Annotated in this window: 26 protein-coding genes; 14 read left to right on the top strand and 12 right to left on the bottom strand. The window is 70.3% G+C overall.

Translation table 11 applies throughout. From position 1 onward, the window contains the following. Positions 1-24 precede the first annotated feature (24 nt). Both AB0C25_RS02100 and AB0C25_RS02095 read right to left on the bottom strand, forming a co-directional pair. The gene (locus AB0C25_RS02100; RefSeq protein ID WP_357368619.1) at positions 25-597 is read right to left on the bottom strand and encodes a PH domain-containing protein; all 573 of its coding nucleotides are present in this window, start codon (positions 595-597) and stop codon (positions 25-27) included. Between the two features lie 122 nt (positions 598-719). Then, positions 720-1,595: a biotin--[acetyl-CoA-carboxylase] ligase gene (locus tag AB0C25_RS02095; protein ID WP_357368617.1), complete on the bottom strand. Its 876-nt coding sequence runs from the start codon at positions 1,593-1,595 to the stop codon at positions 720-722. Positions 1,596-1,679: 84 nt separating this feature from the next. On the opposite strand from AB0C25_RS02095, the gene AB0C25_RS02090 reads away from it, so the two are divergent. After that, the gene (locus tag AB0C25_RS02090) at positions 1,680-3,263 is read left to right on the top strand and encodes an acyl-CoA carboxylase subunit beta (RefSeq protein WP_357368615.1); all 1,584 of its coding nucleotides are present in this window, start codon (positions 1,680-1,682) and stop codon (positions 3,261-3,263) included. Positions 3,264-3,364: 101 nt separating this feature from the next. Here AB0C25_RS02090 and AB0C25_RS02085 read toward each other — a convergent pair whose 3' ends face one another. From AB0C25_RS02085 to AB0C25_RS02070, 4 genes are all read right to left on the bottom strand, one after another. Beyond that, positions 3,365-4,231 carry a hypothetical protein gene (locus AB0C25_RS02085; protein ID WP_357368613.1) on the bottom strand — a complete coding sequence of 289 codons (867 nt, stop codon included), beginning with the start codon at positions 4,229-4,231 and terminating at the stop codon, positions 3,365-3,367. Then, the gene (locus AB0C25_RS02080; RefSeq protein WP_357241602.1) at positions 4,224-4,724 is read right to left on the bottom strand and encodes a sigma-70 family RNA polymerase sigma factor; all 501 of its coding nucleotides are present in this window, start codon (positions 4,722-4,724) and stop codon (positions 4,224-4,226) included. Before AB0C25_RS02080 ends, AB0C25_RS02085 begins: the two co-directional genes overlap by 8 nt. 62 nt (positions 4,725-4,786) lie before the next feature. After that, positions 4,787-5,755: a 2-dehydropantoate 2-reductase N-terminal domain-containing protein gene (locus tag AB0C25_RS02075; RefSeq protein WP_357368611.1), complete on the bottom strand. Its 969-nt coding sequence runs from the start codon at positions 5,753-5,755 to the stop codon at positions 4,787-4,789. Positions 5,756-5,880: 125 nt separating this feature from the next. Beyond that, positions 5,881-6,624 (bottom strand): M50 family metallopeptidase, encoded by a 744-nt coding sequence (locus AB0C25_RS02070; protein ID WP_357368609.1) that lies wholly within the window; start codon positions 6,622-6,624, stop codon positions 5,881-5,883. A 101-nt stretch (positions 6,625-6,725) separates the two neighbouring features. Here AB0C25_RS02070 and AB0C25_RS02065 point away from each other — a divergent pair, with 101 nt between their 5' ends. Further along, positions 6,726-7,277, top strand: a complete 552-nt coding sequence (locus AB0C25_RS02065; RefSeq protein ID WP_357368607.1) for a Uma2 family endonuclease — start codon at positions 6,726-6,728, stop codon at positions 7,275-7,277. Between the two features lie 126 nt (positions 7,278-7,403). Continuing rightward, on the top strand, positions 7,404-8,156 hold the full coding sequence (locus AB0C25_RS02060; protein WP_357368605.1) for a GH25 family lysozyme: 753 nt from the start codon (positions 7,404-7,406) through the stop codon (positions 8,154-8,156). An 81-nt stretch (positions 8,157-8,237) separates the two neighbouring features. On the opposite strand, the gene AB0C25_RS02055 is transcribed toward AB0C25_RS02060, so the two are convergent. Both AB0C25_RS02055 and AB0C25_RS02050 read right to left on the bottom strand, forming a co-directional pair. Beyond that, positions 8,238-8,471: a hypothetical protein gene (locus AB0C25_RS02055; protein ID WP_357368603.1), complete on the bottom strand. Its 234-nt coding sequence runs from the start codon at positions 8,469-8,471 to the stop codon at positions 8,238-8,240. Positions 8,472-8,558: 87 nt separating this feature from the next. Next, positions 8,559-10,604, bottom strand: a complete 2,046-nt coding sequence (locus AB0C25_RS02050) for a protein kinase (RefSeq protein ID WP_357368601.1) — start codon at positions 10,602-10,604, stop codon at positions 8,559-8,561. A gap of 90 nt (positions 10,605-10,694) precedes the next feature. Here AB0C25_RS02050 and AB0C25_RS02045 point away from each other — a divergent pair, with 90 nt between their 5' ends. The 6 genes from AB0C25_RS02045 (at position 10,695) to AB0C25_RS02020 (ending at position 15,505) form a co-directional block, all read left to right on the top strand. Beyond that, complete coding sequence (locus AB0C25_RS02045; protein WP_357368599.1) at positions 10,695-10,889, top strand: acyl-CoA carboxylase subunit epsilon; 195 nt, start codon at positions 10,695-10,697, stop codon at positions 10,887-10,889. A gap of 88 nt (positions 10,890-10,977) precedes the next feature. After that, complete coding sequence (locus AB0C25_RS02040) at positions 10,978-11,442, top strand: hypothetical protein (RefSeq protein WP_357368597.1); 465 nt, start codon at positions 10,978-10,980, stop codon at positions 11,440-11,442. After that, the gene (locus AB0C25_RS02035; RefSeq protein ID WP_357368595.1) at positions 11,439-12,806 is read left to right on the top strand and encodes a hypothetical protein; all 1,368 of its coding nucleotides are present in this window, start codon (positions 11,439-11,441) and stop codon (positions 12,804-12,806) included. The genes AB0C25_RS02040 and AB0C25_RS02035 overlap by 4 nt, the downstream gene beginning before the upstream one ends. 119 nt (positions 12,807-12,925) lie before the next feature. Continuing rightward, positions 12,926-13,963: a S8 family serine peptidase gene (locus AB0C25_RS02030; protein ID WP_357369034.1), complete on the top strand. Its 1,038-nt coding sequence runs from the start codon at positions 12,926-12,928 to the stop codon at positions 13,961-13,963. Between the two features lie 223 nt (positions 13,964-14,186). After that, on the top strand, positions 14,187-14,855 hold the full coding sequence (locus tag AB0C25_RS02025) for a Maf family protein (RefSeq protein ID WP_357368592.1): 669 nt from the start codon (positions 14,187-14,189) through the stop codon (positions 14,853-14,855). Continuing rightward, positions 14,852-15,505: an O-methyltransferase gene (locus tag AB0C25_RS02020; protein WP_357368590.1), complete on the top strand. Its 654-nt coding sequence runs from the start codon at positions 14,852-14,854 to the stop codon at positions 15,503-15,505. The genes AB0C25_RS02025 and AB0C25_RS02020 overlap by 4 nt, the downstream gene beginning before the upstream one ends. A 205-nt stretch (positions 15,506-15,710) precedes the next feature. On the opposite strand, the gene AB0C25_RS02015 is transcribed toward AB0C25_RS02020, so the two are convergent. The 3 genes from AB0C25_RS02015 to AB0C25_RS02005 all read right to left on the bottom strand — a co-directional run bounded on the left by AB0C25_RS02015 (position 15,711) and on the right by AB0C25_RS02005 (position 18,180). After that, positions 15,711-16,466, bottom strand: coding sequence for an ABC transporter permease (locus AB0C25_RS02015; protein WP_357241564.1), 756 nt, complete (start codon positions 16,464-16,466; stop codon positions 15,711-15,713). Positions 16,467-16,483: 17 nt separating this feature from the next. After that, positions 16,484-17,443 carry an ATP-binding cassette domain-containing protein gene (locus AB0C25_RS02010; protein ID WP_357368588.1) on the bottom strand — a complete coding sequence of 320 codons (960 nt, stop codon included), beginning with the start codon at positions 17,441-17,443 and terminating at the stop codon, positions 16,484-16,486. A gap of 122 nt (positions 17,444-17,565) precedes the next feature. Beyond that, entirely contained in the window at positions 17,566-18,180 is a 615-nt protein-coding gene (locus AB0C25_RS02005) for a PadR family transcriptional regulator (RefSeq protein WP_357369032.1), read from the bottom strand. Between the two features lie 139 nt (positions 18,181-18,319). Between AB0C25_RS02005 and AB0C25_RS02000 the strand changes: the two genes are divergently transcribed. After that, on the top strand, positions 18,320-20,071 hold the full coding sequence (locus tag AB0C25_RS02000) for a biotin carboxylase N-terminal domain-containing protein (protein WP_357368586.1): 1,752 nt from the start codon (positions 18,320-18,322) through the stop codon (positions 20,069-20,071). Between the two features lie 109 nt (positions 20,072-20,180). Then, entirely contained in the window at positions 20,181-21,620 is a 1,440-nt protein-coding gene (locus AB0C25_RS01995; RefSeq protein ID WP_357368583.1) for a GuaB1 family IMP dehydrogenase-related protein, read from the top strand. 197 nt (positions 21,621-21,817) lie between these two features. Here AB0C25_RS01995 and AB0C25_RS01990 read toward each other — a convergent pair whose 3' ends face one another. Then, positions 21,818-22,378: a WHG domain-containing protein gene (locus AB0C25_RS01990; protein ID WP_357368581.1), complete on the bottom strand. Its 561-nt coding sequence runs from the start codon at positions 22,376-22,378 to the stop codon at positions 21,818-21,820. Between the two features lie 84 nt (positions 22,379-22,462). On the opposite strand from AB0C25_RS01990, the gene AB0C25_RS01985 reads away from it, so the two are divergent. The 3 genes from AB0C25_RS01985 to AB0C25_RS01975 are packed head-to-tail and all read left to right on the top strand — an operon-like array spanning position 22,463 to position 25,144. Next, complete coding sequence (locus AB0C25_RS01985) at positions 22,463-22,909, top strand: DoxX family membrane protein (protein WP_357368579.1); 447 nt, start codon at positions 22,463-22,465, stop codon at positions 22,907-22,909. 25 nt (positions 22,910-22,934) lie between these two features. Beyond that, the gene (locus tag AB0C25_RS01980; protein WP_357368577.1) at positions 22,935-23,417 is read left to right on the top strand and encodes a MarR family transcriptional regulator; all 483 of its coding nucleotides are present in this window, start codon (positions 22,935-22,937) and stop codon (positions 23,415-23,417) included. Continuing rightward, entirely contained in the window at positions 23,411-25,144 is a 1,734-nt protein-coding gene (locus AB0C25_RS01975) for an ABC transporter ATP-binding protein (protein ID WP_357368575.1), read from the top strand. Before AB0C25_RS01980 ends, AB0C25_RS01975 begins: the two co-directional genes overlap by 7 nt. Positions 25,145-25,147: the final 3 nt, after the last annotated feature.

Raw genomic sequence — 25,147 nt, 5'->3', positions numbered from 1 at the left:
GGCCTCCACCGCACCCGACCCGGATCAGGTCGTGGTGTCCCGCAGCGGCTTGCCGTCCTGCATGTCGGCGAGGATGTCGCGCATCTCCCCGTCGCCGAGCGAGTGCTTGTCGTGTTGCGCCTCGACCAGCTCGTAGAGGGTGGTCTGCACCTTTCCGACACTCGGCACGTCGGCGAGCACCGACTGGCCGCGTTCACCGGCCGACTCGATGGTGAGCGTGCCGCAGCCGAGCAGACGTTCGACGAACCGCTGGTTCATCGCGTGGTCGTTGACCCGGGTGAGCGGAAGATCGCGCCGGTCGCGGGAGAAGACACCCTGCTGGATCAGCACCCGCTCATTCGTGAACAGGTAGTGGGTGCTACGCCAGACCAGGAACGGCCACAGCCCGAGCCAGAGCACCCCGACCAGGGCGATCGCTCCGATCACGGCCAGCGCGACCGAACCGCCACCGCCCTCGGGCAGCAGGAGCACACCGACCACCACCGCGGCGATGGCCAGCACCAGCACCACGATCGGCCGGATCAGGGCCTTCCAGTGCGGGTGCAGATGGAGCACGACATGCTCGTCCGCGGTGAGCACGTCTTCAGGAAACGCCACGACAACCTCCATCGCCATTTTTCCGACGCGCAGACGGTAAACCCCCAGCCCTCACCACGACATCCGCCACGCGGCCCCACCCGCTGTCCGTGATCTTGCACGTGTCTCGAAACGGGTGGTGGTCAGCGCAGGTGCAGGACGTCTCCGGCGGCCAGGGTTCGGGCGCCCGCCGGGGTGGTGAGCTGGAGTTGGCCGTCCGGGTCCACTCCGGTGGCGGTGCCGGTCACGGTCTCGCCGTCGGGGAGCAGGACGCGTACCTCACGGCCGATCGTCGCGCAGGCCGCCAGGTAGGCGTCGCGCAGGCCGCTGGCGACCGCGTCGCCACCCGCCGAACGCCAGCGGTCGTACCACTCGGCGACCGAGCGCAGCAGTGCCCGCAACAGGGGGTCCCGGTCGGTCGCCGCCGCACCCGCCAACTGCAACGAGGTGGCCGGCAGCCCGGTCGGATTCACCGGCAGCTCCTCGGCGCGCAGCGTCACGTTCAGCCCGATGCCGAGCACGATGGCCGGCGGTTGGTCCGGTGCCCGCCCGGGCACCGCCTCGGCCAGCACACCCGCGCACTTCGCGTCGTCGATCAGCAGGTCGTTGGGCCACTTCAGGGTGGCGTCCAGCTCGGCCAGCCGGGCCACCGCCTCCACCAGCGCCACGCCGGCCAGCAACGGCAGCCACCCGTACCCGGTGGGTGGCGCGGGTGGCCAGTCGCGGTCCGGCACGGCCACGCCGGGCCGCAGCAGCACGCTCGTCGCGATGCCGGCCCGGGGCGGCGACTGCCAGACCCGACCGCGCCGGCCACGCCCGGCGGTCTGCCGCTCAGCCACCACGACCAGGCCCTCGGGTTCGCCGGCCCGGGCCGCCTCGGCCGCGTCGGCGTTCGTGGAGCCGGTCTCGGCGTGCAACTCCAGGCGGGACCACGGCCCGTTCGGCGCGACCAGCGCGCGACGCAGCCGCGCCGCCGACAGCGGCGGACGGTCCAGATCGGTGTACGGGGAGCCCGACATTCCGCCAGCCTACGGCGGTGGCGGCGCCGACACTGAGGGGTACTGCACAGCGGCACCGACCTGAACCATCGTTATATTCCCAGGGTGACTACCGAGACCGGGACCAACATCCACAGCACCGCGGGCAAGCTGGCGGACCTGGAGCGCCGGGTCGACGAGGCGGTGCACGCCGGGTCGGCCCGCGCGGTCGAGAAGCAGCACGCGCGGGGCAAGAAGACCGCCCGCGAGCGGATCGGGATGCTGCTCGACGAGGGCTCCTTCGTCGAACTCGACGAGCTGGCCCGGCACCGGTCCACGGCCTTCGGGCTGGAGCGCAACCGCCCGTACGGCGACGGTGTGGTCACCGGCTACGGCACTGTCGACGGCCGGCAGGTGTGCGTGTTCGCGCAGGACTTCACGGTCTTCGGTGGTTCGCTCGGTGAGGTCTTCGGCGAGAAGATCGTCAAGGTGATGGACCTGGCCATGAAGATCGGCTGCCCGGTGGTCGGCATCAACGACTCCGGCGGCGCCCGCATCCAGGAGGGCGTGGTCTCGCTCGGCCTCTACGGCGAGATCTTCTTCCGCAACGTGCGGGCCTCCGGCGTCATCCCGCAGATCTCCCTGGTGGTGGGACCCTGCGCGGGCGGTGCGGTCTACTCCCCGGCGGTCACCGACTTCACCGTGATGGTCGACCAGACCTCACACATGTTCATCACCGGCCCGGACGTGATCAAGACGGTGACCGGCGAGGACGTCGGCATGGAGGAGTTGGGCGGCGCCCGCACGCACAACACGCGCAGCGGCAACGCGCACTACCTCGCCACCGACGAGGACGACGCGGTCGACTACGTCAAGGCACTGCTGTCGTACCTGCCGTCGAACAACCTCGACGAGCCGGTCGTCTTCGACGCGCCCGCCGACCTGGCGATCAGCGACGAGGACCGGGAGTTGGACACGCTGATCCCGGACTCGGCCAACCAGCCGTACGACATCCACACCGTGCTGGAGCACGTCCTCGACGACGGGGAGTTCCTGGAGGTCCAGCCGCTCTACGCGCAGAACATCGTGGTCGGCTACGGCCGGGTGGAGGGCCGCCCGGTGGGCGTCGTCGCCAACCAGCCGATGCACTTCGCCGGCACCCTGGACATCGCCGCCTCGGAGAAGGCCGCCCGGTTCGTGCGCACCTGCGACGCGTTCAACATCCCGGTGCTGACCTTCGTGGACGTGCCCGGCTTCCTGCCCGGCACCGGCCAGGAGTGGGACGGCATCATCCGCCGGGGCGCCAAGCTCATCTACGCGTACGCCGAGGCCACCGTCCCCAAGGTCACCGTGATCACCCGCAAGGCGTACGGCGGCGCGTACGACGTGATGGGCTCCAAGCACCTCGGCGCGGACCTGAACTTCGCCTGGCCCACCGCCCAGATCGCCGTGATGGGGGCGCAGGGCGCTGTGAACATCCTCTACCGCTCCGAGCTGGCCAGCGCCGAGGACCCGGCCGCGATCCGGGCCGAGAAGATCGCCGAGTACGAGGACACCCTGGCCAACCCGTACGTGGCGGCCGAGCGCGGCTACATCGACTCGGTGATCGCACCGCACGAGACGCGCACCCAGATCGTCCGGGCACTGCGCGTGCTGCGTACCAAGCGGGAGACCCTGCCGCCCAAGAAGCACGGCAACATCCCGCTCTGAGCGGTGGCGCCTGGTCGCTTGATCCGCGCAACGTCGGGGAAAGTGCTGCCTCCCGGCACCGGGAGGCAGCAACATCCCCGACGTTGCGTGGTTCAGAAGGGTCAGCAGGTCGGGTTGGCCGCGGGGCACAGTCGCCGAGCGGCCGTCCGGCCCAGCGCCTCAAGATCCGCGTCGCCCAGGCCCAGGCCCGGGTCGGGCACCAGCACGGTGACCAGGTCGCCGACCCGGACCACGACGGTCATCCCCACCGGGCTGGAACGCTGGAGCGTCCTTCCCGAGGCCGGGCCACGGGGGGCGAACGGCACTCGCCGCACCAGAATCGACTCGTCACCGGCGAAGTTGCTCGCCGCCGTCTCCCAGGCGTGCTTGCTCTCGTTGGGCGTCGTCTCGCCCGCGGCGACGACGTTCTCGACGACATGCCACTCGGGGCAGGCGTCGAGCAGCGCCCTCAGGTGAGTGAAGAGTCGCGCGCTCACCAACGGATCGAGCCGGTAGACGTCCTGGCTGAGTTCGACCCGGGTCGGTGCCCTGCCGGCCCTCGTCGGCGACAACAGGGTCTGCGACCGCGAGTAACGGGAGTACGCGGGCACCGCCGGCACGCCACGGTCGTCGCCGCACCTCTGCAGCGTCGGATCCAGTCGGACGACCTCACCGAGGCCGGCGTCGCCGAGCTGCACGGCGCCCTTCACCGGCACCTCGGTGACAGTCAGCAGGGAGTCGAGGGGGATCTCCGCCCGGGCGGGGCTCTGCGTCGCCACAGGCACGGCGGCAGTGGGCGGAGCCGACGTGCGCTCCGTCAGGGCGTATGCCGGGCCGGTCACTGCCGCGATTACCGCGACCGCCGCGAACGCGACCGTGCGACGCCTACGCCTGTGGGCCACCGCCCGGATCTCCTCCGGCTCCGGCCACCTGACGTCACTCAGGTCCCGGTGGACCCGTTCGACGAATGCCAGGTCGTCGTCACGCATCGGTAGCCTCCTCCAGGTCAGAGACAGCGAGCAGGCCGGCGAGCGCGGTGCGCCCCCGGGAGAGTCGAGCCTTGACGGTGCCCACCGGGGCTGCGGTCTCCCGCGCCACGTCGGCGACCGGCATGCCGACCAGGTAGTACAGGGCGATGGCGACGCGTTGCTCCTCGGGCAGTCGACGCAGGGCCGCGACCACCTCGACGGTGTCGGTGCCCGGGCCGGGAACGCTCTCGGTGGCACCGTGCCGCAGGTACGCGCGGGCCCGGCTGCGCAGGCTGCGCCACCGGCTGACCGCGACCCGGCTGGCCACCACCCGCACCCACGCCTCCGGGTCGTCGTACCCGCGGACCGTCGACCACCGCTGCCACGCCCGGATGTACGCCTCCTGCACGGCGTCCTGAGCCTCGACCCGGTCCCCGGTCAGGGCGTAGACGAACCCGAGCAGCCGTTGCCGGCTGCCCCGGTAGAACTCGTCGAACTCGTCGACGTCCGGCACCCGTTGCCTCCCCGTGTCGGTCGCAGGGAACACGCGCCGGGCCGGGTCATCGGTTGCCCCGATCAGGAGATCATCTTCTCCAGTTCGGCGAGCGGGAACGCGCCGGCCGCGATCCGCTCCCGGACCGCCCGGCGTACGGCCCGCTGCACGGCGACGTTGGCCGGCGTCGGCACGCCGTGCAGCCGGCCGAGCAGCGCGATCTCACCGTTGAGGTGGTCGACCTCGGTCGAGCCGGTGCCCCGGGCCAGGCTCTGCCAGGTGGAGCCACCCGAGCGGCCCTCGCCGTCGACCGGGCGCTGCTGCACCAGGTCGCCGCGTTCGGCCTTCTCCTCCGGCGGCGACGTGTGCGCGATCCCGGCGGCGGCGAGCGCGGCGACACCCTCGGCGCGTACCCGCTCGGCCAACGCCTCCGGGATGTCCCGACCGAGCAGCGCCTGGAGGCCGTTGCCGAGATTGCTGAGCAGCTTGCCGTACTTCCAGCGCAGCACGTCCTCACGGACCGGCGCGACAAACCCGGCGGCGATCGCCCGGTCGGTGTCGTCGGCGCCCTCGGGGCAGCGCCCGATGTGGAGCATCCCCGGGTGCGGGTAGCCGTTCGCCACCACCACGCCCGGGTCCAGGTGGGTGGCCGGCAGCCAGACGCAGACCGGGTGCACGTCGGCGAAGAGCCGCAGCGCGGCCCGCTCGTTGGCCACCCCGTTCTGCGCGGTCACCAGCGGGAGACGTTCGCCCGCCGTGCCACCGCCGACCACCGGCGCGTCCACCCAGGCGGCCAACGCGCCGGCGGTGTCCTGCGACTTCACGGTGAGGATCAGCACGGTGTCCGCTGGCAGCGGCTGGTCCGTGGGCCGGTCCACCGCCGCGAGCCGGGCGGTGACCTCGCCGTCGGGCTGCCGCAGGGTCAACCCGTGCGCCCGGATCGCGTCCAGGTGGGCACCGCGCGCGACCACTGTCACGTCCCGGTCGGCCTGGGCCAGCCGTACGCCGATGGTCCCGCCGACCGCACCCGCCCCGATGATCACGTATCGCATGGCCTCATTCTGCCCGCCCCCACCCCTCCCGCCGTCGATCATGGAGTTGTGGTGCCTGACTGCGGGGGTATTGCGGCTTTCGCGGCCCACCACAACTCCATGATCGACCCGTGCGGAGGTCGGTTTTAGAGCGCCAGGCCGGCGCTGGTGAGGATGGGGCCGGTCAGCAGCAGGGCGCCGGCGACCAGGGCGGCCAGGTTGACGAGCGCGAAGACGGCCACCCAGAAGAGCGGCGGGAAAGGGGTGAGCCCGGCGAGCTGGTCGGCGTCGGAGGCGGGCATCCGGCCCCGCGAACGCAGCCGTTGCAGCTCGACCACCGGCCGCACCCCGCCGAGCAGCAGGAACCACACCCCGACGTACGCGAACGCGGCCTGGACCTGCGGCGTGGCGTACCACGAGACGGCGAACACCAGTGCGCCGGTGACCAGCAGCGACACCACCCCGAAGACGTTGCGGATCAGGACGAGCATGGCCAGCAGCAGCGCCACCGCCACCCAGAGCAGCAGGGTGATCCGGTTGCCGCCGAGCAGCCAGGCACCGGCCAGCCCGACCAGCGGCGGGGCGACGTAACCGGCGAGCAGGGTGAGGATCATGCCCGGCCCGGTGGGACGGCCGGCGGAGAGCGTCAGCCCCGACGTGTCCGAGTGCAGCCGGATGCCGCGCAGCTTGCGCCCGGTGAGCAGGGCGACGAGCGCGTGCCCGCCCTCGTGCGCGATGGTGATGGCGTTACGGGCGATCCGCCACGGCAGCCGGGTGGACACCACCACCAGCGCCACGGCCGCGGTGATCAGCACCAGCAGCGGGGGCGGGTCCGGCTGAGCGCCGAACAGCGTGTCCCAGGTCTCGCCCAGCCCGTCGATCGACATCATGGGGCGCGAGCCTACCGGCGGCGTTCCGTGTCGCTCCCGGAGCACCGCCTCGTATCCTGGGAGACTGATCGGGTGGCGAGTCGAGCGGGAGGTGAACGCGGGTGAGCGCAGCGCCCCTGGAGCCGCACGTCGGCCTGTGGACCGAGGCCGACTACTTCGCCTTGGGCGAAACGCCTGACCGGATCGAACTGCTCGACGGGAGCCTTCTGGTGAGCCCTGCCCCGAGCCGACGGCACCAGCGGGTGTCGCGCCGACTGGCGAACAGCGTCGAAGCAGCGGCAGACCTCCACGGGCTGTCGGTCTTCGAAGCGATCAACGTCCGGCTCGGCATCGATCGAGTCGTCATTCCGGACCTCGTTGTGACCGATGTTGATGACGACGGCACCTTCCTCGACCCCGACCGGGTGGTCCTCGTCGGCGAGATCGTCTCGCCCGGCAACGCCGCTGCGGACCGGCTGGTCAAGATGCAGCTCTACGCCATCGCGCGAATCCCCTGGTATCTGCTGGTCGAGCAGGACGGCGAGGGTCACTCGCTGCGGCTGCACCGGCTCGACGGTGAGCACTACGTCGAGGACCAGATCGCCAAGGCGGGCGAGACGCTGACCGTCGTCGAGCCGTTCCGCTGGCAGCTCGACCCGGCCACTCTGAGCTGATCCGTCCGACTCCCGCAACCGGAGCGACACACGCCCGTCGATGAAGCTTTTTTCAGTCGCCCTTGTGATCTAGGGCACTTACCTCCAAAGATGGTTGTCGATAGAGCGACGTCCTTGGAGGCATTCATGGCCCGTACCTCGTCAATGCTGCGCCGCGCGCTCGCGGCCAGCCTCACCGTCCTCGCCACCGCGGCGGCGGCTCTGGTCGCGACCGCCGGACCGGCGGCCGCCGCCACCACACCCGGCATCGACGTCTCCCGCTACCAGGGCACCATCAACTGGACGAGCGTCCGCAACGCGGGCATCCAGTTCGCCTTCATCAAGGCGACCGAGGGCACCGCCTACAAGGACGCGAACTTCAACGCCAACTACGTCAACTCGTACAACGCCGGGGTGATCCGCGGGGCGTACCACTTCGCCCGGCCCAACATCTCCGCCGGCTCCACCCAGGCCAACTACCTGGCCTCCAACGGCGGCGCCTGGTCGGCGGACAGCCGCACCCTGCCGGCGGCGCTGGACATCGAGGCCAACCCGTACAGCGGCGGCTACTGCTACGGGCTCAGCACGACCGGAATGCGCAACTGGGTGCAGGACTTCCTGAACACCTACCGGTCGCGCACCGGCCGGTACGCCGTCATCTACACCACCACGAGCTGGTGGAACCAGTGCACCGGCAGCTGGACCGGCCCGTGGGCGAACCACCCGCTGTGGCTGGCCCGCTGGTCGAGCACGCCCGGCGCTCTGCCGGCCGGGGCACCGGTGTGGAGCTTCTGGCAGTACACCAGCACCGGCGTCGTCTCCGGGATCAGCGGCAACGTGGACCGCAACTACTGGAACGGTGACCGCAGTCGACTGATCGCGCTGGCCAACAACACCTGATCGGGCCGTTGGCGGCAGCGGGATCGACGGTCACCACACGGTTGACAATCGGTCCGGCTGCCGCCACCCACCGGGTACGGGTCAGACCCGCCGTCGGCTCAACGCCGGCACCATCACCGGAGCATCCTCGCGGACCAGCGCGTCCCGCCGGCTGAGTCGCCGGACGCCCACCGCACCAGCGGTGATGGCAACGACGCCGAACAGCGCGACGAGCACCGGAATCCCAACGCTGATCAGCAGCAGTGCCACATCCCCGAGTGCGACGAGCATCCACAGTGCCAGCCGGGGCCGGGCGTTCCTGTATCGGTAACCCATGTCGCACCTCCCTCCGTCGTTGGAGATCAGATACCCCGAACGACGCAAGAACATGCGAGAGAGGTTCGCGCAGGTGCGGAACGCCTGTCAGTTGACCCGATCGGGCTTGAAGCCCCTGACGATCTGGTCGAAGTTGGCGAGGTTCGCCTGCCAGTCCTTCTCCGCGATCTCCCACCGGATGGCGAAACCCCGGTTGGTGGCGGTTACGAAGCCCCGGTTACGCACGTGGATGCGGGTGCCGTCCCGGGTCTCCAACCACTCCCAGTCGGCGCAGGTCCGATACCAGTCGCAGGCCTTGATGCTGCCCACCAACTGGTAGTTGGTGACCAGATCCCGACGGTCAGGTTCGATCGCCTTCCAGTCGGCGACCGCGTCCTTCTTAGGGGTGGGGGTCCACTGGACCAGCATTATGCCAGGCCCATTGGGCTGGTTGAAGACGACCGTGTCCGATCTGGTCTGACGGCCGCTCCAGCCGGGTGGAAGCGGAATGGAGAAGGTCGGCCCCTCGTGCAGCTTCCAGCCCGCCGGCAGCGCGTTCGGGTCGGTCGACGGCGTGGCCGAGGGCGACGTACTCGGTGCGCCCGTGGTGGGCGGAGGCGCCGCCGGAGCCGAGGACTGCGCCGGCGCCGACGTCGCGGCCGCACCGGTCGTCGGGCCGGTCTGCGGGGTCTCGTTGTCGTCGCCCTTGGTGAGCATCGGCACGATCACCACGAGGCCGATCAGCAGCAGGGCCACAAGCGCCCCGATCAGCACGTTGCGTCGGGTGTTGTTCGGCTTCGTGCCGTCCGACGGCGGGACCGCCGCACGCCCGGCCGGGCTCAGCGGCGGCATGAGCGACGTCGGCGTCGTCGGCCTGCGCTGCTCCGGCGCCACCGGCGGGCCGTCGACCACAGTCGGTTCGTCGTCGACGTTCGCCGTACCGTCGTCGACGCTCGTCGTACCGTCGTCGGTCGTGTCGGCCGTGGCCGTGACCTTCGCGGTCGGGTCGGCATCGGACGGGCTGTCGATCGTGGCGGTCGGCTCGGCCGGCACCACCGCGGTCGGGTCGGCTGGCACCACCGCGGTCGGGTCGGCTGGCACCGGTGCGGTCGGGTCGGAATGCTCGCCGGAGGGAACGACTGTCGTCGGCGTGGCATCCGCGGCGGGACTCGCAGCTGCGGCAACCGAGGTCGAGGCCGCAGCTGGCGGCGGCGACACCGGCCGGTCGACACTCTCGGCCGGCCGCGGGGCGGGGACGTGCGGCGGGCGCGGCTCGCGCGGACCGTTCGGCCCCGGCCGGCGTACGCCATCCAACAGCGAGATCCCGCGCGCACGCTTGCCACCGGCGCGGCGCAGCAGACGTTCCGCCACCTCGGCGGTGATCCGCTCGTGCGGATCCTTGCGCAGCAGCCCGTTGAGCACGGCCTTGAGCGGACCGGCGTTCTTCGGCGGCGGAATCGGCTCGGTCGCCAGCGCCGCGAGGGTGCCGATCGCCGACGGGCGGGCGTAGGGCGACTTACCCTCGACCGCCGCGTAGAGCGTCGCGCCCAACGACCACAGGTCGGCCTCCGGCCCGGCGGTGCCGTCGCGGGCCCGCTCCGGTGAGATGTACGCGGGTGAGCCGAGCACCATGCCGGTACGGGTCACGTTCGGGTCGCCCGGGATCGTGGCGAGACCGAAATCGGTCAGCACCACCCGGCCGTCGTCGCCCAGCAGCACGTTGCCGGGCTTGACGTCGCGGTGCATGACGCCCGCCTTGTGCGCGGCACTGAGCGCGCCCAGCACGCCGAGACCGATCTCCACCGTGCGGGCCACCGACACGGGACCGTCTTCGGCGAGAGTGTCCTGCAACGACTTCGACGCCACGTACTCCATGACGATCCACGGATCACCATCGGTGCGCAGCACGTCGAAGATGCGGACGACGTTCGCGTGGTTGAGCCGGGCGATGGCCCGCGCCTCCCGCAACGAGCGCTCGCGCATCTCACGGCGCTCCTCGTCGGTGAGACCCGGCGGCGGCACCAATTCCTTGATGGCGACGTCGCGGTGCAACACCTCGTCGCGCGCCTTCCACACCCGGCCCATGCCACCCTGGCCGAGCGGCGACAGAAGCCGGTATCGGTCAGCGACAAGTTGGGGAAGCGCGTTCGACATCGGTGAGACGGTACCCGGACCCACCGACGCTCACACCGCCGGCACGCCACTGTGCGCTTCCGGTAACTTCGCGCGGCGTACCCTGGCGTCATGTCTGTCGAAGAGCCGCTGTTCCGGGTCGTCCGGGGCGTGCCCACCGCGGAGGAGTTGGCCGCCCTGGTGGGGGCGATCATCGTACGATCCCGGCCAGCCGCCGCGCCCGCGCCGACGACCGCGTCCGCCTGGGCGCGCAGCGGTCGGCCGGTCAGCTCCGGCGGGTGGCGCGCCGCCGGCCTGCCTCGCTGACGCGACCCTCCGGGCGGGGGCTGCCAGCGGTGCGTGCAGACGTTACCCTCACTCAGGGAGACGGTGTCGTGACAGCGAGGGAGGACCCGTGATCCCCGAAGAGGACCGGCCAGCGCCCTGGCTGCGCGGCTACGGCGGCATCGAGGCCGACATCAGCCAGCTCAGAGAGTTCGCCGACCGGCTCGCCGCCGAGGTCGAGAGCAACTACGCGCCGCACCTTCCGTACATCGCCGAGGACATGTCCGCGCGCCTGCCCAACCCGTGCGACGCCTTCGTCGAGCTGGTCACGTTCCTGCACGCGCACCACGAGACGCAACAGGCCACCGCCGACATGGTCTACGCCGTCCGCGGCGCCACCGGCCACCTGGCCGCCGCCGCCGATCAGGTCGCCACCCGGTACGCCGACAGCGACGCCTTCACCGCCGCGCGAGTGGTGGACGTACGACAGGCCCTCGCCGACCCGACCAGCATGCTGCCCGGCGGCCCGACACCCATGCTGACCGACCCGACCGGCCCCGACGCCGACATTGAAGGGCCGGTGGTGCTGCCATGATCAAACGGGATTCCGGCCGCACCTCCGGCCTCACCGACTGGCACCTGATGGACGTCAACAGCATGTGGGCCTGCCTCCAGGACCACGAGACCGACAACCACTGGAAGCAGGTCGCCGGCTGGCGCAAGGTCTGCGACCTGGCGCAGACCCACCTCAGCCGCCTCCAGGAATACCGGCGCGGGCTCGCCGAGGCGTGGCCACCCGAAACCAGCGCCGCCTCCAGCACCTACCTCGCCGAGCTCGACGAGCTGATCGACAAGGTGCAACGCACCCACAACGCCGCCGCCGCGAACTACACCGCGCTCTCCGCCGCCACCCAGGCCATCGGCACCACGCGCGCCGCGCTCCGCAAGATCCACGAGGAGTACGCGACCAAGTCCCAGAAGAAGCAGGCGTACGAGTCGATGGCCGCCGACCCGAAAGCGGTGATGGGCAACCGGGTCACCGAATCGCCCGTCAGTGATGCGGACCTGGAACGGCTCAATGTTCAGGCACGAGCGGCGATGTTCAACCTCAGCGGCGAACTCCAACAAGCCCAAGCAACCCTTCAAAAACCACCCTCGACGCCCTCGCAAGCCGGTAAAGACATCTCAAATCCAGACGCGTATGGCAATAACGCCGCGCCTATCATCCCGTCAGTAATTTCTGTGCCTATGCGCGACAGCGCGACCATTACGCCATCCTCGAAATTGGGGACGACGACCACGTCTGCACCTACAGCAAACGGCGGCGGCCCCATACTTGGCGGGACCGGGACAGGAGTAACGCCAAACTTGAATAGCATTACTCCTAGCTCCGCATCAACTTCACCTCCCTCAACTTATCAATCGGTCATGCCGCCCGCACCTCCGCCGATATCCCGCACTCCCGCATCGAACCAGCGGCTCGGCGGACCCCCTGGCAAACTCATTCCAAACAGTCCGAGTGGTCCACTGCGGGGACCCGCGTCGGAACCACTGAGAGCCACACCGCCGGGAGGCGTTATCGGTGGCGCACCGGGAGCACCGGCCCGTCAACCGGAAAACACCAGCAATCCCTCGCGGCGCGTGAACCCGGTTGGAGGGGTGATCGGCGGTGGGGGCGCGGGGACCGCCCCTACTGGTGCAGCTGGCTCTCGCCCTTCGGCCGGTAGGGGCTTCTCTAGCACCCACGGCATGCCGCCCATCGGCGGTGCACCCGGGATCTGGGGTCCTGGGTCGGGAGGGGCTGGCCGCCTCGGCCGACGGGAAGACGACACGACAGAACCGAGACATTGGGACCCAGACAACCCTTGGGAGACCCAGCGTGGAGTCAACCCGGTGGTCCTACCTCCAGACGACGATGGTCCAGTAGATCCAGGGCCAGCAATCGGCATGGGCCGGTGAGGACATCTACACTACGAATAACGATGGTGGTCCTGACATGCGTATGGGTCGCCGCCGCCTCAGCGAACCCTGCTGTCGCTGAATCGCCGGGCCTACCGTCTGACGAAGGCCCTAATCGTATTCGCTCCGACCAGTGGCATCTAAGGACTCTCGCCTCCGCGGAGGCGAACAGAATCACCCAAGGCGAGGGCGTTACTGTTGCAGTTCCGGACACGGGTGTCTCCCCGCATCCCGATTTGGCAGGCAATCTTCTCCGAGGGATCAACATCCTCGATGAGGGGAGCAGCGACGGCCAAGGTGATCGAAATAGTCACGGCACCGGCATGGCGGGCCTTATCGCCGCCCACGGACAAGGCGAAACCCAAGGAGCTCGGGGCATTGCGCCGAAAGCTAAAATTCTGCCGATCCTATCCTCTACAGTAGACAATCGAAGCGACCCGGACGACCTAGGCAGAGCCATCGAATACGCGATTTCGTCGGGCGCCAGCGTCATCAGCATATCGAGCGCGGGAGGCTCGAGCCTTGTCTTGCGTGACGCGATCAAATCTGCCCTCACTGCAAATGTTGTCGTCGTCGCTGCTGCGGGTAACCGACCAATGGACAACCAGGTCGGTTACCCCGCGTCTGTTGATGGCGTCCTCGCTGTCGGGGGAGTCGATCGAGACGGGAACCGCGCTGCCGTTTCGGTGACTGGACCGGAGATTGATTTGGTTGCGCCCGCGGTCGATATTTACAGCACGAGCATCGATGGCAAGTACCGCAAAGGCACCGGGACCTCTGACGCCACGGCGATCGTGGCGGGGGCGGCGGCGTTGATCCGGTCCAAGTATCCGTACCTGCCGGCGCGGGAGGTGGCGCACCGGCTCACGGCGACGGCGATCGACAAGGGAGCGCCTGGGCGTGACGACGAGTACGGCTACGGCGTGATCGATCTGGTGGCGGCGCTGACGGCGGACGTACCGCCGCTGGGGTTTGAATCTGTGAACGCGTCGGCTGGCCCGACGACGGCTGGTGCCCAGCCGGGTGACGACGAGGGCGGCGCGACCGCGCGTGGCCTGGTCACGCTAGGGGTGATCTTGGCTGCGGGGGTCGGCTGGGCGGTGGTGGCGCGGCGGCGGCGGCGCGGCGACGATCCGCCGCCCAGGATTAGTCGCTGATTGGGCGACAGCGCGGCGATCGACTCGGTTTTCTTGATGTTGCGGTGTCCGGGGCGGTGGGACACCCCGATTTCAACGAAGGCGAGTCGATCACGCCTGGGGTTCGCCCGGGGTTCGCCCGGCGGATCGCCCGGCGGTTCGTGCGGCGGATCGTGCGCCCGGTCGCTTGGGTCGGTGCGTGGTGGGAGGCGTTGCGGCGGTGGTAGCCGGTAACGTCGGATGGGTGTCCGAAACTTTGCCGCTCCGCCTTGTGCTCGCCTCGGCGAGCCCTGCCCGTCGCAAGATCCTCCAGGCTGCCGGGATTGAGCCAGATGTGCTGGTCAGCGGGGTTGATGAGTCGCTGGTGGTGACCGATCGGGCTGAGGAGTTGTGCCTGGAGTTGGCGCGGCTCAAGGCGCAGGCGGTGTTGACCCGGCTAAGCCCCGGCGCCGGCCAGCGGACGCTGGTGATCGGCTGCGACTCGGTGCTCGCGTTCGACGGGGAGATCCTCGGCAAGCCTACGGACCCGGCGGACGCCACCGGGCGGTGGCTGCGGATGCGGGGGCGCAGCGGCGTTCTGCACAGTGGGCACTGCCTCATCGACGTTTCCGCCGGGCGGCGCGCGGAGGCGGTGGCCTCGACCACTGTCCACTTCGCGGACATCAGCGACGACGAGATCGCCGCGTACGTGGCAAGTGGTGAGCCGCTGGCGGTGGCCGGCGCGTTCACGATCGACGGGTTGGGCGGGCCGTTCGTGGAGCGGATCGAGGGTGACCCGGGGACCGTGGTCGGGCTGTCGATGCCGCTGCTGCGTCGACTTCTCGCGGAACTCGACCTACGGATCACCGACCTGTGGACGAAGGTCGCGCCCGGGGGCCAGTCGGTCGAGTCGGTCGGTAACGTCCGGTCATGACCACCAAGTCGATTCCGCTGACTGACGAACTGCACTCCTACCTGGTCGCCCACGGCTCCCCGCCGGACGAGATCATTCGGGACCTGGCCGAGGAGACCCGGTCGGTGCTACCAGAACACGCCAGCATGCAGGTGGCGCCGGAGCAGGCCGCCTTCCTGACGTTCCTCACCCGGCTGCTCGACGTACGGCAGGCTGTCGAGGTTGGCACGTTCACCGGGCTGTCGTCGCTGGCGATTGCCCGTGGCTTGCCGGAGGGCGGGCGGCTGACCTGCTTCGACATCTCCGAGGAGTTCACCGGCATCGCCCGGCGCTACTGGGCTCGGGCCGGCGTGCAGGACCGGATCGAGCTGCGCATCGGCCCGGCCGGGGAGACGTTGCGGGAGTTGCCGCACGAGCGCTACCTGGACTTCGCGTTCATCGACGCCGACAAGACGGGTTACCCGGTCTACTGGGCCGAGTTGGTGCCTCGGATGCGGCCCGGTGGGGTGATCGCGGTTGACAACGTCCTGCGTGGCGGCCGGATCGTCGCGCCGCAGAACGAGGGCGACCGGGCGATGGCCGCCTTCAACGATGAGGTGGTGGCCGACGTGCGGGTGGATCCGGTGATGCTGCCGATCGCGGACGGTCTCACCCTCGCCCGGGTGCGCTGACCGCCGACGCCTGACCGGCTTGATCCTCTCGAGTTCCTGGAAGTCGCGGCATCCCACCCGGTAGGACACCCCGACTTTCAGGAAACCGAGTCGATCAAGCCAGCCGCCGCCGCCGAGCCGACCAGGGGCGCCGGGGCGCCGGGGCGCCGACCAGGCCAACGGGCCGTGGACTCGACCAGCTGGGGCTGGTCGAGTCCAGGTCGGGTCAGCGGACGCTGCGGGCGAACTGGCGGGCGGCCCAGTAGACGCCCAGCGCGGCGAGGACCGCCGTGATGCTCAGGCCCTGCCAGACCTTGTCGCTGCCCAGGTCACCGGCGAACAGCGCCCGGGTGCCGTCGACCGCCCAGGAGAACGGGTTCCAGTTGGCGATGCCCTGCAACCAGCCGGGCGCGAAGGTGAGCGGCAGCAGGATGCCGGAGAGCAGCAGCACCGGCTGCGCCACGGTGTTCATCAGGGGGGCCAGCGCGTCCTCGCTCTTGACCTTGAGAGCGACGCCGTAGGAGACGGCCGAGGTCATGAGGGCGATCAGGGCGAGCATCAGGTACGCCAGCAGCAGGTCCCCGATGAACACCCGCAGGTCGAACAGGAGCGCCAGCAGGGTGATGATGATCGCCTGCACGACGAGCGACACGACGTCCCGCAGCGAGCGACCGAGCAGTAGGGCGAGTCGGCTGATCGGGGTGACCCGGGAGCGTTCGATGACGCCGGCGCGCAGCTCGGCGATCAGGCCGAAGCCCTGGAACAGCCCGCCGAAGATCGCCAGCAGCACCAGCAGACCGGGTACGAAGATCTTGTAGGCGGCGGCCTGGGTGGGCGCGTTCAGTGCGGGCTTGAGCAGCGGGGCGAAGAGCAGCAGGTACATGACCGGCTGGAACACGCCGACGAAGACCCAGACCGGGTTGCGCAGGAGGAGTTGAGTCTGGCGTTGGAAGATCAGCCAGGTGTCACGGGCGAATTTCATGAGTGATCTCCGGGTTGTCAGGACTCGCGCAGCGAGCGACCGGTCTTGGTGAGGAAGACGTCGTCCAGGCTGGGTCGGTGCAGCTCGATCGAGCGCAGATCCAGCCCGGCGTGGTCGAGCCTGCGCAGCACCTGGGGGATGGCGACGGCGCCCTCGTCGACGTAGAGGCGTAGGCCGCCCTCGTCGATGGTCTCCAGCTTGTTGACGAACGGCTCGGCGTCGAGCACCTGGGCGGCCTGCGGGGTGGCGGCCAGGTCGAGACCGACAAGCACCACGTCGCCGGAGATCTCGCGCTTGAGCTCGGCCGGCGTGCCCTCGGCCACGATCTCGCCGTTGTCCATGATCGCGATCCGGTCGCAGAGGGCGTCGGCCTCGTCCAGGTAGTGCGTGGTGATGAAGACGGTCATCCCGTCCCGGCGTAGCCGCCGGATCTCGTCCCACATGTGCGCGCGGCTCTGCGGGTCGAGGCCGGTGGTCGGCTCGTCCAGGAAGACGATCTTCGGCTCGTGGATGATGCCCAGCGCGATCTCGACCCGCCGACGCTGACCACCGGAGTAGGTCTTGCACTTGCGGTCCGCGTACTCGGTGAGCTGGAAGGCCTCCAGTGCGCGGACGGCGCGGCGCTGCGCGTCGGCCTTGCCGATGCCATACATGCGTGCATGCAGGACCAGCTCGTCGCGAGCGGTGGACTCGTCCCAGGTGCTGCCGCCCTGCGGGACGTAGCCGATCCGCCGACGCACCTCGGCCGGGTCCTTGCGCAGGTCGGCCCCGGCGATGGTGGCCTCGCCGCCGTCCGGCTCGATCAGCGTGGCGAGCATCCGCAGCGTGGTGGTCTTGCCGGCGCCGTTGGGGCCGAGGAAGCCGAAGATCTCGCCCTCGGCGACCTCGAGGTTGACGCCGCGTACGGCGTCCACCGTCTTTGTCTCTCGACCCGCGCGGGAGCGGAACGACTTCCGCAGCCCCCTGGTCTCGATCATTTTTGCTCCTGGTCGTTCGGGCCGGTCGCGCCGGCCGTCGGAGTGGGACGACGCCGGACGGCGCACTCCCCCGATGTGCCGCCAGCAGGCTAACGCGATATAACTCTTGTAGTCAACGTTGATTATTCCGCCTGCGTCGGAGGCGTCGACTCGGGGCTTCCCCTCCACCCCGACCAACCCTCGACGTCCGCCAGCTCAGCAGGCAGGTACGACACTCCGGAGTCGATCCGCTCCGCGATCCGGTCGCACCACCCCATCTCCGCCTCCGCCCGCGCCGCCCACAGCTCGAACATCCAACCCACGTGCACCGGCTTGCGGTTACGCACCCAGTCCGACTCCAGCGAGGCGCGCATCGACTCGACACCGGCGCGCAGCAGATTGGCCCGGTTGCGCAGGGCCGCCGCAGCCTCGGCGCGCGGCATGGCGGGCAGGAAGGAGAAGGCCGCCGCGAAGGGATCGGACTGCTCGCCGAGGTTCCACCAGAGGTTGCGCAGCAGCGTCTCGAACTCGTCCTCACCCTTGGGGGTCACCTCATAGGTGGTGCGGGCCGGACGGGATCCCACCTGCTCGGTGGCGACGGCTCGGAGCAGCCCTTCCTCGGTGAGCTTGCGCAACGCGTGGTAGATCGAGCCGGGCTGCACGTTCGCCCACTTGTCGGCGCTCCAGCTCAACAGCTCGCGGCGCACGTCGTAGCCGTGCACGGGCTGCATCCACCGCACCAGACCGAGGATCATCATTCGAGTCGCAGACACCTGATAAGCGTAATAGCCAAGTTTGACTATGGTGAGTGCCGCATTCCACACTGAGCGATCGTTAGGGTGACCGAGGCGGCCGATACACTCCCCGTCAGTAACCTGCCGGGGAGGAGCCACGAAGGTGCGCAAGGTACTCATCGCCAACCGCGGCGAGATCGCCGTCCGGGTGATCCGTGCGTGCCGCGACGCCGGCCTGGGCAGCGTCGCCGTGTACGCGGACTCCGACCGCGAGGCCCTGCACACCACCCTCGCGGACGAGGCGTACGCCCTCGGCGGGGACAGCGCGACCGAGACGTACCTGCGCATCGACAAGCTGCTCGACGTCGCCGCACGGGCCGGCGCGGACGCCGTACACCCGGGTTATGGCTTCCTCAGTGAGAACGCCGACTTCGCCCAGGCGGTCATCGACGCCGGGCTGACCTGGATCGGCCCCACCCCGCAGGCGATCCGTGACCTCGGCGACAAGGTCACCGCTCGGCACATCGCCCAGCGCGCCGGCGCCCCGCTGGTCCCCGGCACACCGGACCCGGTGGCCAGCCCGGACGAGGTGATCGCGTTCGCCGCCGACCACGGCCTGCCGGTCGCCATCAAGGCCGCCTTCGGCGGTGGCGGGCGCGGCCTCAAGGTCGCCCGGACGATGGAGGAGATCCCCCAACTCTTCGAGTCGGCCACCCGGGAGGCGGTCGCGGCGTTCGGCCGGGGCGAGTGCTTCGTCGAGCGTTACCTGGACCAGCCCCGCCACGTCGAGGCGCAGGTCCTCGCCGACCAGCACGGCAACGTGATCGTGGTGGGCACCCGGGACTGCTCGCTGCAACGTCGGCACCAGAAGCTCGTGGAGGAGGCCCCCGCGCCGTTCCTCACCGACGCCCAGCGGGCACAGATCCACGACAGCGCCAAGGCGATCTGCCGGGAAGCCGGCTACCACGGCGCCGGCACTGTCGAATACCTGGTCGGCAGGGACGGCACCATCTCCTTCCTGGAGGTCAACACCCGGCTCCAGGTCGAGCACCCGGTCACCGAGGAGACCGCCGGCATCGACCTGGTCCGCGAGCAGTTCCGGATCGCCGACGGCGAGAAACTGCGCACCACCGAGGACCCGACGCCGCGCGGGCACGCCATCGAGTTCCGAATCAACGGCGAGGACCCGGGCCGCAACTTCCTGCCCGCCCCGGGCACCGTCACCGCGCTGCGCCTGCCCAGCGGTCCGGGCGTCCGGGTGGACACCGGCATCTCGGCCGGCGACGTGATCGGCGGCAACTTCGACTCGCTGCTCGCCAAGGTGATCATCGTCGGCGAGACGCGGACCGAGGCGTTGGAACGCGCCCGCCGCGCACTGGACGAGATGATCGTCGACGGGATGGCCACCGCGCTGCCGTTCCACCGGCTGGTCGTGCGGGACGAGGCGTTCACCGCGGAGCCGTTCACCGTGCACACCAGGTGGATCGAGACGGAGTTCGACAACACCGTGCCGCCGTTCACGGCCGGCGCCGGCGCCGCCGAGGCACCGGCCGAACGCGACACCGTCGTGGTCGAGGTGGGCGGCAAGCGCATCGAGGTCAGCCTCCCCGCCGGCTTCGGCGGGAGTACGACCACCGCGGCGCCCGCCTCCCGCAAGCCGACCCGGCGTGGCGGCGGCGCCAAGGCCGGTGCCCCGGTCAGCGGCGACGCGCTCACCTCACCGATGCAGGGCACCATCGTCAAGATCGCGGTGGCCGACGGCGACACCGTCGCCGAGGGCGACCTGGTGGTGGTGCTGGAGGCGATGAAGATGGAGCAGCCGTTGCACGCACACAAGGCGGGTACGGTCAGCGGGCTCACCGCCGAGGTCGGTGCCGTGATCACCGCCGGTGCTCCCATCTGCACCATCGCCTGAGGGGCTTTGCCCCAGGCCCTGACACTTCGTCCCGTCGCCGGTAGTACGGCGGGGGTGGTTTGCGGCACCGAGGCGGGCGCGGGCGGCCGTGGCCGGGAATGATGGCCGGGTGCGGTTCCTTCACGGCGCGGCTCCCGCGCACGACCTGACCTATACCGACGTCTTCATGGCGCCGGCCCGCTCCGACCTGGGTTCCCGGCTCGACGTCGACCTGTCCACCGGTGACGGCACCGGCACCACCATCCCGCTCGTGGTGTCGAACATGACCGCGGTCGCCGGCCGGCGGATGGCCGAGACGGTGGCCCGGCGGGGCGCGATCGCGGTGATTCCGCAGGACATCCCGATCGAGGTGGTGGCGAATGTCGTCGCCTGGGTCAAGCAGCGGCACCTGGTCTACGACACGCCCATCACCCTGGGTCCGACGGAGACCGTGGGTGACGCCATCCACCTGCTGCCCAAGCGCTCGCACGCCGCGGTGATCGTCGTCGACGACGCCGGCCGGCCGCTGGGTGTGGTCACCGAGGCGGACACCACGGGAGTGGATCGGTTCGCCCAGCTCCGCCACGTGATGTCCACCGAACTGCACACCGTCCCGGCGGACGCCGACCCGCGTACCGGTTTCGAGCTGCTCTCCGCGGGCCGTCGCCGGCTCGCCCCGGTGGTGGACGCCGACGGTCGGCTGGTCGGAGTGCTGACCCGCCAGGGCGCGCTGCGCGCCACCCTCTACACGCCGGCCGTGGACGACCGGGGCCGGCTGCGCATCGCGGCAGCCGTCGGGATCAACGGCGACGTGACAGGTAAGGCCGCCGCGCTGCTGGAGGCGGGGGTGGACACGCTGGTCGTGGACACCGCGCACGGCCACCAGTCGCGGATGATCGCGGCGCTCCAGGCGGTCCGCAAGCTGGACCCGGGGGTGCCGGTCGCGGCCGGCAACGTGGTCACCGCCGAGGGGGTACGCGACCTCGTCGAGGCGGGGGCGGACATCATCAAGGTCGGCGTCGGGCCGGGCGCGATGTGCACCACCCGGATGATGACCGGCGTGGGTCGGCCGCAGTTCTCCGCCGTGCTCGACTGCGCGACCGCGGCCCGGCAACTGGGCCGGCACGTCTGGGCCGATGGCGGCGTACGGCACCCCCGCGACGTGGCGCTCGCGCTGGCCGCCGGCGCGTCGAACGTGATGATCGGCTCGTGGTTCGCCGGCACCTACGAGTCCCCCGGCGACCTCTACACCGAGCCGGACGGTCGGCGGTACAAGGAGAGCTTCGGGATGGCGTCGGCTCGGGCGGTCAGTGCCCGTACCGCCGACGACAGTCCCTACGACCGGGCTCGCAAGGCGGTGTTCGAGGAGGGCATCTCCTCGGCGCGGATGTACCTGGACCCGGTCCGACCCGGCGTCGAGGACCTGATCGACGAGATCATCGCCGGGGTGCGCAGCGCCTTCACCTATGCCGGCGCGCGGAACCTGACGCAGTTCCACGAGCGGGCGATCGTCGGCGTCCAGAGCGCCGCCGGCTTCACCGAAGGAATGCCCCTACCCACAAGCTGGTAACCACCCGCCCCCACCCACCCCCACCCACCCGCCCCCGCCCACTCACCCACTCACCTGCCGCCCGCCCCCACCCGCGTTGATCATGAGGTTATTGCGCCTCGCATCGGCGTGTCGTGGCAATAACCTCATGATCAACCGCGGGAAGGGTGGGTCGAGGGGCGGGCGGGCGGGGCGGGGCGGGGCGGGCGGGCGGGCGGTTAGGTTGCTAGGCGGCGTAGGACCGCTCGGGCTGCCTCGCTGGGGTTGTCGCCTACCCGGTCGGGGAGGGCGCCGGCCAGCCAGAGTGTCGCGAAGCCGTGCGCTATCGACCAGGCGGCGAGTGCGTCCCGGTCGGTGTCGGCGGGCGTGCCGCTGGTGGGTAACGTGGCCACCCCCGCCCGCAGAGCGGCCCTGGCCCGGCCCCGCGCGGCGATCAGCTCGGGGTCGTCGGCCCGGTACAGCTCCGGCCGGAACATCACCTCGAAGTGTGCGCGGTGTCGGACGGCGAAGTCGACGTACGCGACTCCGGCCGCCAGCAGGTCGTCTCCCGCCGCCGTCAACTCCTGGGCCAGCAGGTCGAAGCCCTGGGTGGCGAGCGCGGTGCGCAGGCCGGCCTTGTCGCCGAAGTGGTGCGCGGGTGCGGCGTGCGAGACGCCGGCCCGACGGGCCAGGTCACGCAGGCTCAGCGCGGCCTGCCCGTCCTCCTCGATCGCGTCGAGCGCGGCCGCGAGCAGCGCGCGACGGAGGTCGCCGTGGTGGTAGCCGCGCGTCTCAGTCATACCCGAATCCTATCTTGCCGTTGACAAGATGCCACCTCGTCGCGCAATCTTGCCAACGACAAGATCGCACGAAGGAGGATTACGATGGCACCCCTGATCGCTCTGCTCGTCGGCACCGCGCTGGCCCGACTGGCCGGCCTGGCCGGCATCTCCGCGCTGGACGGTTGGCACCCCGCACTGCGGGTCGGGCTGGCCCTGCTGTTCGTGCTGACCGGCGTCGCGCACTTCGTCGGTCAGCGCCGCGCCGGCCTGATCGCGATGGTCCCGCCACGACTACCCCGCCCGGCGCTGCTGGTGACCCTCACCGGCGTCCTCGAACTCGCCGGCGCCGTCGGGCTGCTGATCCCGGCGACCGCCCGGCCGACCGCGGCCGGGCTCGCCCTGCTCATGCTCGCGATGTTTCCCGCCAACGTCTCGGCCGCCCGCCGGAGGTTGACCCTCGCCGGGCGTCCGGTGACCCCGCTCCCACAGCGCACGGTCCTGCAGATCGTGTTCGTGGCCACTGCCGCGGTAATTTCGTTTGGCCCCTGACTATCAGGGAGCTAAGGTGCTGACCGTGGATCTCGTCACTCTCAAGGATGTGCCGCTCGGCCGGCTCTTGGTGGTGGCCGCGCACCTCGTCGGACAGCGGTGGAACCGCTACCTCGCCGAGGATCACGGCCTCACCCACGCCGGCATGGTGACCCTGATGACGCTCGCCCGGCACGGCGAGTTGCCCCACCGGGAGGTCGCCGAGAAGGGCTTTGTCCGCCCGGCGACCCTCACCGGCATCGTGGACACGCTGGCCCGCGAAGGCCTCGTTGAGCGGCAGCGCGACGACAGCGACCGGCGCAGCGTCCGACTCGCGATCACCCCCGCCGGCCGGGACCGAATCGCGGCGCTCACCACCGTTATCCAATCTGGACACCCACTCACCTCGGTCGACGCCGACCCGGCGAAGGCACAGGTGATCCGGGAGTTCCTGCTCGAGGTCATCGGCAGCGAGGAAGACCCGCGGATGACCGGCCGCCCTACCGAACCGAAGGACCCGGCGTGCTGATCCGACTGTTGCGCAACCAACTGCGCACCTACCAACGACAGTTGCTGGCGGTGGTACTGCTCCAGTTCGTGGGCACCATGGCCTCGCTGTACCTGCCCAGCCTCAACGCCGACATCATCGACAAGGGCGTGGCGCGGGGCGACACCGACTACATCGTGCACACCGGCGGGTGGATGCTCCTGGTCAGCCTGATCCAGATCGTCTGTTCGATCGCCGCGGTCTTCCTGGGCGCGCGGATCGCGATGGGCTTCGGCCGGGACGTCCGGGCCACGCTGTTCGGGCACGTCAACCGCTTCTCCGCCCGGGAGGTGGCCCGGTTCGGGGCACCCTCGCTGATCACCCGCAACACCAACGACGTCCAACAGGTGCAGATGCTCGTCCTGATGAGCTGCACCATGCTGGTCGCCGCGCCGATCATGAGCGTCGGCGGCGTGGTGATGGCGCTGCGCGAGGACGTCGGTCTGTCCTGGCTGATGCTGGTGAGCGTGCCGGTCCTGGCCGTCACGCTCGGCGCGATCATCCGTCGGATGGTGCCGGGGTTCCGGCTGATGCAGACCCGCATCGACACGGTCAACCGGGTGCTGCGCGAGCAGATCACCGGCATCCGGGTCGTCCGCGCGTTCGTTCGCGAGCCGTACGAGACGAACCGTTTCGGCGTCGCCAACGCCGACCTGACCGCCACCGCGCTGCGGACCGGCCGGCTGCTGGCGCTGATCTTCCCGGTGGTCATGCTGGTGCTGAACGTCTCCAGCGTGGCGGTGCTGTGGTTCGGCGCGCAGCGGGTGGACGCCAACGCGATCCAGGTCGGCGCACTCACCGCCTTCCTGCAGTACCTGATGCAGATCCTGATGGCCGTGATGATGGCCACCTTCATGCTGATGATGGTGCCCCGGGCCGCGGTCTGCGCCGAGCGGATCGTCGAGGTGCTGGACACCGACTCCTCGGTGGTCCCCGCCGCCGAGCCGGTCAGCGAGCTGGCGACCCGGGCCGAGTTGGAGCTGCGCGGGGTGCGCTTCCAGTACCCGGGCGCGGTCGAGCCGGTGCTGCGGGACATCTCCTTCCGGGCCACCCCGGGCACCACCACGGCGATCATCGGCAGCACCGGCGCGGGCAAGACGACCCTGCTGTCGCTGATCCCCCGCCTGGTCGACGTCACCGCCGGCGCGGTGCTCGTCGACGGGGTGGACGTGCGTGAGCTGGCGCCGGACGAGCTGTGGCGGCGGATCGGTCTGGTGCCGCAGCGGCCGTACCTGTTCACCGGGACGGTCGCCAGCAACCTGCGCTACGGCAACCCGGACGCCACCGACGAGGAGCTGTGGGCGGCACTGGAGATCGCCCAGGCCCGGGACTTCGTGGCCCAGATGCCTGGCGGCCTGGAGGCACCGATCGCCCAGGGTGGCACCACCGTCTCCGGTGGGCAGCGGCAACGCCTGGCGATCGCGCGGGCGCTGGTCCGACAGCCGGAGATCTACCTCTTCGACGACTCGTTCTCGGCGCTCGACCTGGGCACCGACGCGCGGCTCAGAGCCGCCCTGCGGCCGATCACCGCGCAGTCCGCGGTGGTGATCGTGGCCCAGCGGGTCTCCACGATCATCGACGCCGACCAGATCATCGTTCTCGAGAACGGAGGGGTCGTCGGAGTGGGACGACACGCGGAACTGCTGGAGACCTGCCCGACGTACGCCGAGATCGTGGCGTCCCAGCAGACGACGGAGGTGGCGGCGTGAGTG

The sequence above is a fragment of the Micromonospora sp. NPDC048839 genome (genome assembly GCF_040649915.1).
Taxonomy (GTDB): domain Bacteria; phylum Actinomycetota; class Actinomycetes; order Mycobacteriales; family Micromonosporaceae; genus Micromonospora.
Note: the sequence above shows the minus strand (reverse complement) of the source record. Positions and strands in the feature narration are given on the sequence as shown.

Bases quoted from the DNA above. Each gene is read 5' to 3' on its own strand.
- AB0C25_RS02070 (WP_357368609.1), bottom strand. From the start codon at position 6,624: ATGATGTCGATCGACGGGCTGGGCGAGACCTGGGACACGCTGTTCGGC.
- AB0C25_RS02075 (WP_357368611.1), bottom strand. From the start codon at position 5,755: ATGCGATACGTGATCATCGGGGCGGGTGCGGTCGGCGGGACCATCGGC.
- AB0C25_RS02010 (WP_357368588.1), bottom strand. From the start codon at position 17,443: ATGATCGAGACCAGGGGGCTGCGGAAGTCGTTCCGCTCCCGCGCGGGT.
- AB0C25_RS01985 (WP_357368579.1), top strand. From the start codon at position 22,463: ATGGCACCCCTGATCGCTCTGCTCGTCGGCACCGCGCTGGCCCGACTG.
- AB0C25_RS02085 (WP_357368613.1), bottom strand. From the start codon at position 4,231: ATGCGTGACGACGACCTGGCATTCGTCGAACGGGTCCACCGGGACCTG.
- AB0C25_RS02020 (WP_357368590.1), top strand. From the start codon at position 14,852: ATGACCACCAAGTCGATTCCGCTGACTGACGAACTGCACTCCTACCTG.
- AB0C25_RS02050 (WP_357368601.1), bottom strand. From the start codon at position 10,604: ATGTCGAACGCGCTTCCCCAACTTGTCGCTGACCGATACCGGCTTCTG.
- AB0C25_RS02060 (WP_357368605.1), top strand. From the start codon at position 7,404: ATGGCCCGTACCTCGTCAATGCTGCGCCGCGCGCTCGCGGCCAGCCTC.
- AB0C25_RS01990 (WP_357368581.1), bottom strand. From the start codon at position 22,378: ATGACTGAGACGCGCGGCTACCACCACGGCGACCTCCGTCGCGCGCTG.
- AB0C25_RS02005 (WP_357369032.1), bottom strand. From the start codon at position 18,180: ATGATGATCCTCGGTCTGGTGCGGTGGATGCAGCCCGTGCACGGCTAC.
- AB0C25_RS02055 (WP_357368603.1), bottom strand. From the start codon at position 8,471: ATGGGTTACCGATACAGGAACGCCCGGCCCCGGCTGGCACTGTGGATG.
- AB0C25_RS02095 (WP_357368617.1), bottom strand. From the start codon at position 1,595: ATGTCGGGCTCCCCGTACACCGATCTGGACCGTCCGCCGCTGTCGGCG.
- AB0C25_RS02015 (WP_357241564.1), bottom strand. From the start codon at position 16,466: ATGAAATTCGCCCGTGACACCTGGCTGATCTTCCAACGCCAGACTCAA.
- AB0C25_RS02035 (WP_357368595.1), top strand. From the start codon at position 11,439: ATGATCAAACGGGATTCCGGCCGCACCTCCGGCCTCACCGACTGGCAC.
- AB0C25_RS02045 (WP_357368599.1), top strand. From the start codon at position 10,695: ATGTCTGTCGAAGAGCCGCTGTTCCGGGTCGTCCGGGGCGTGCCCACC.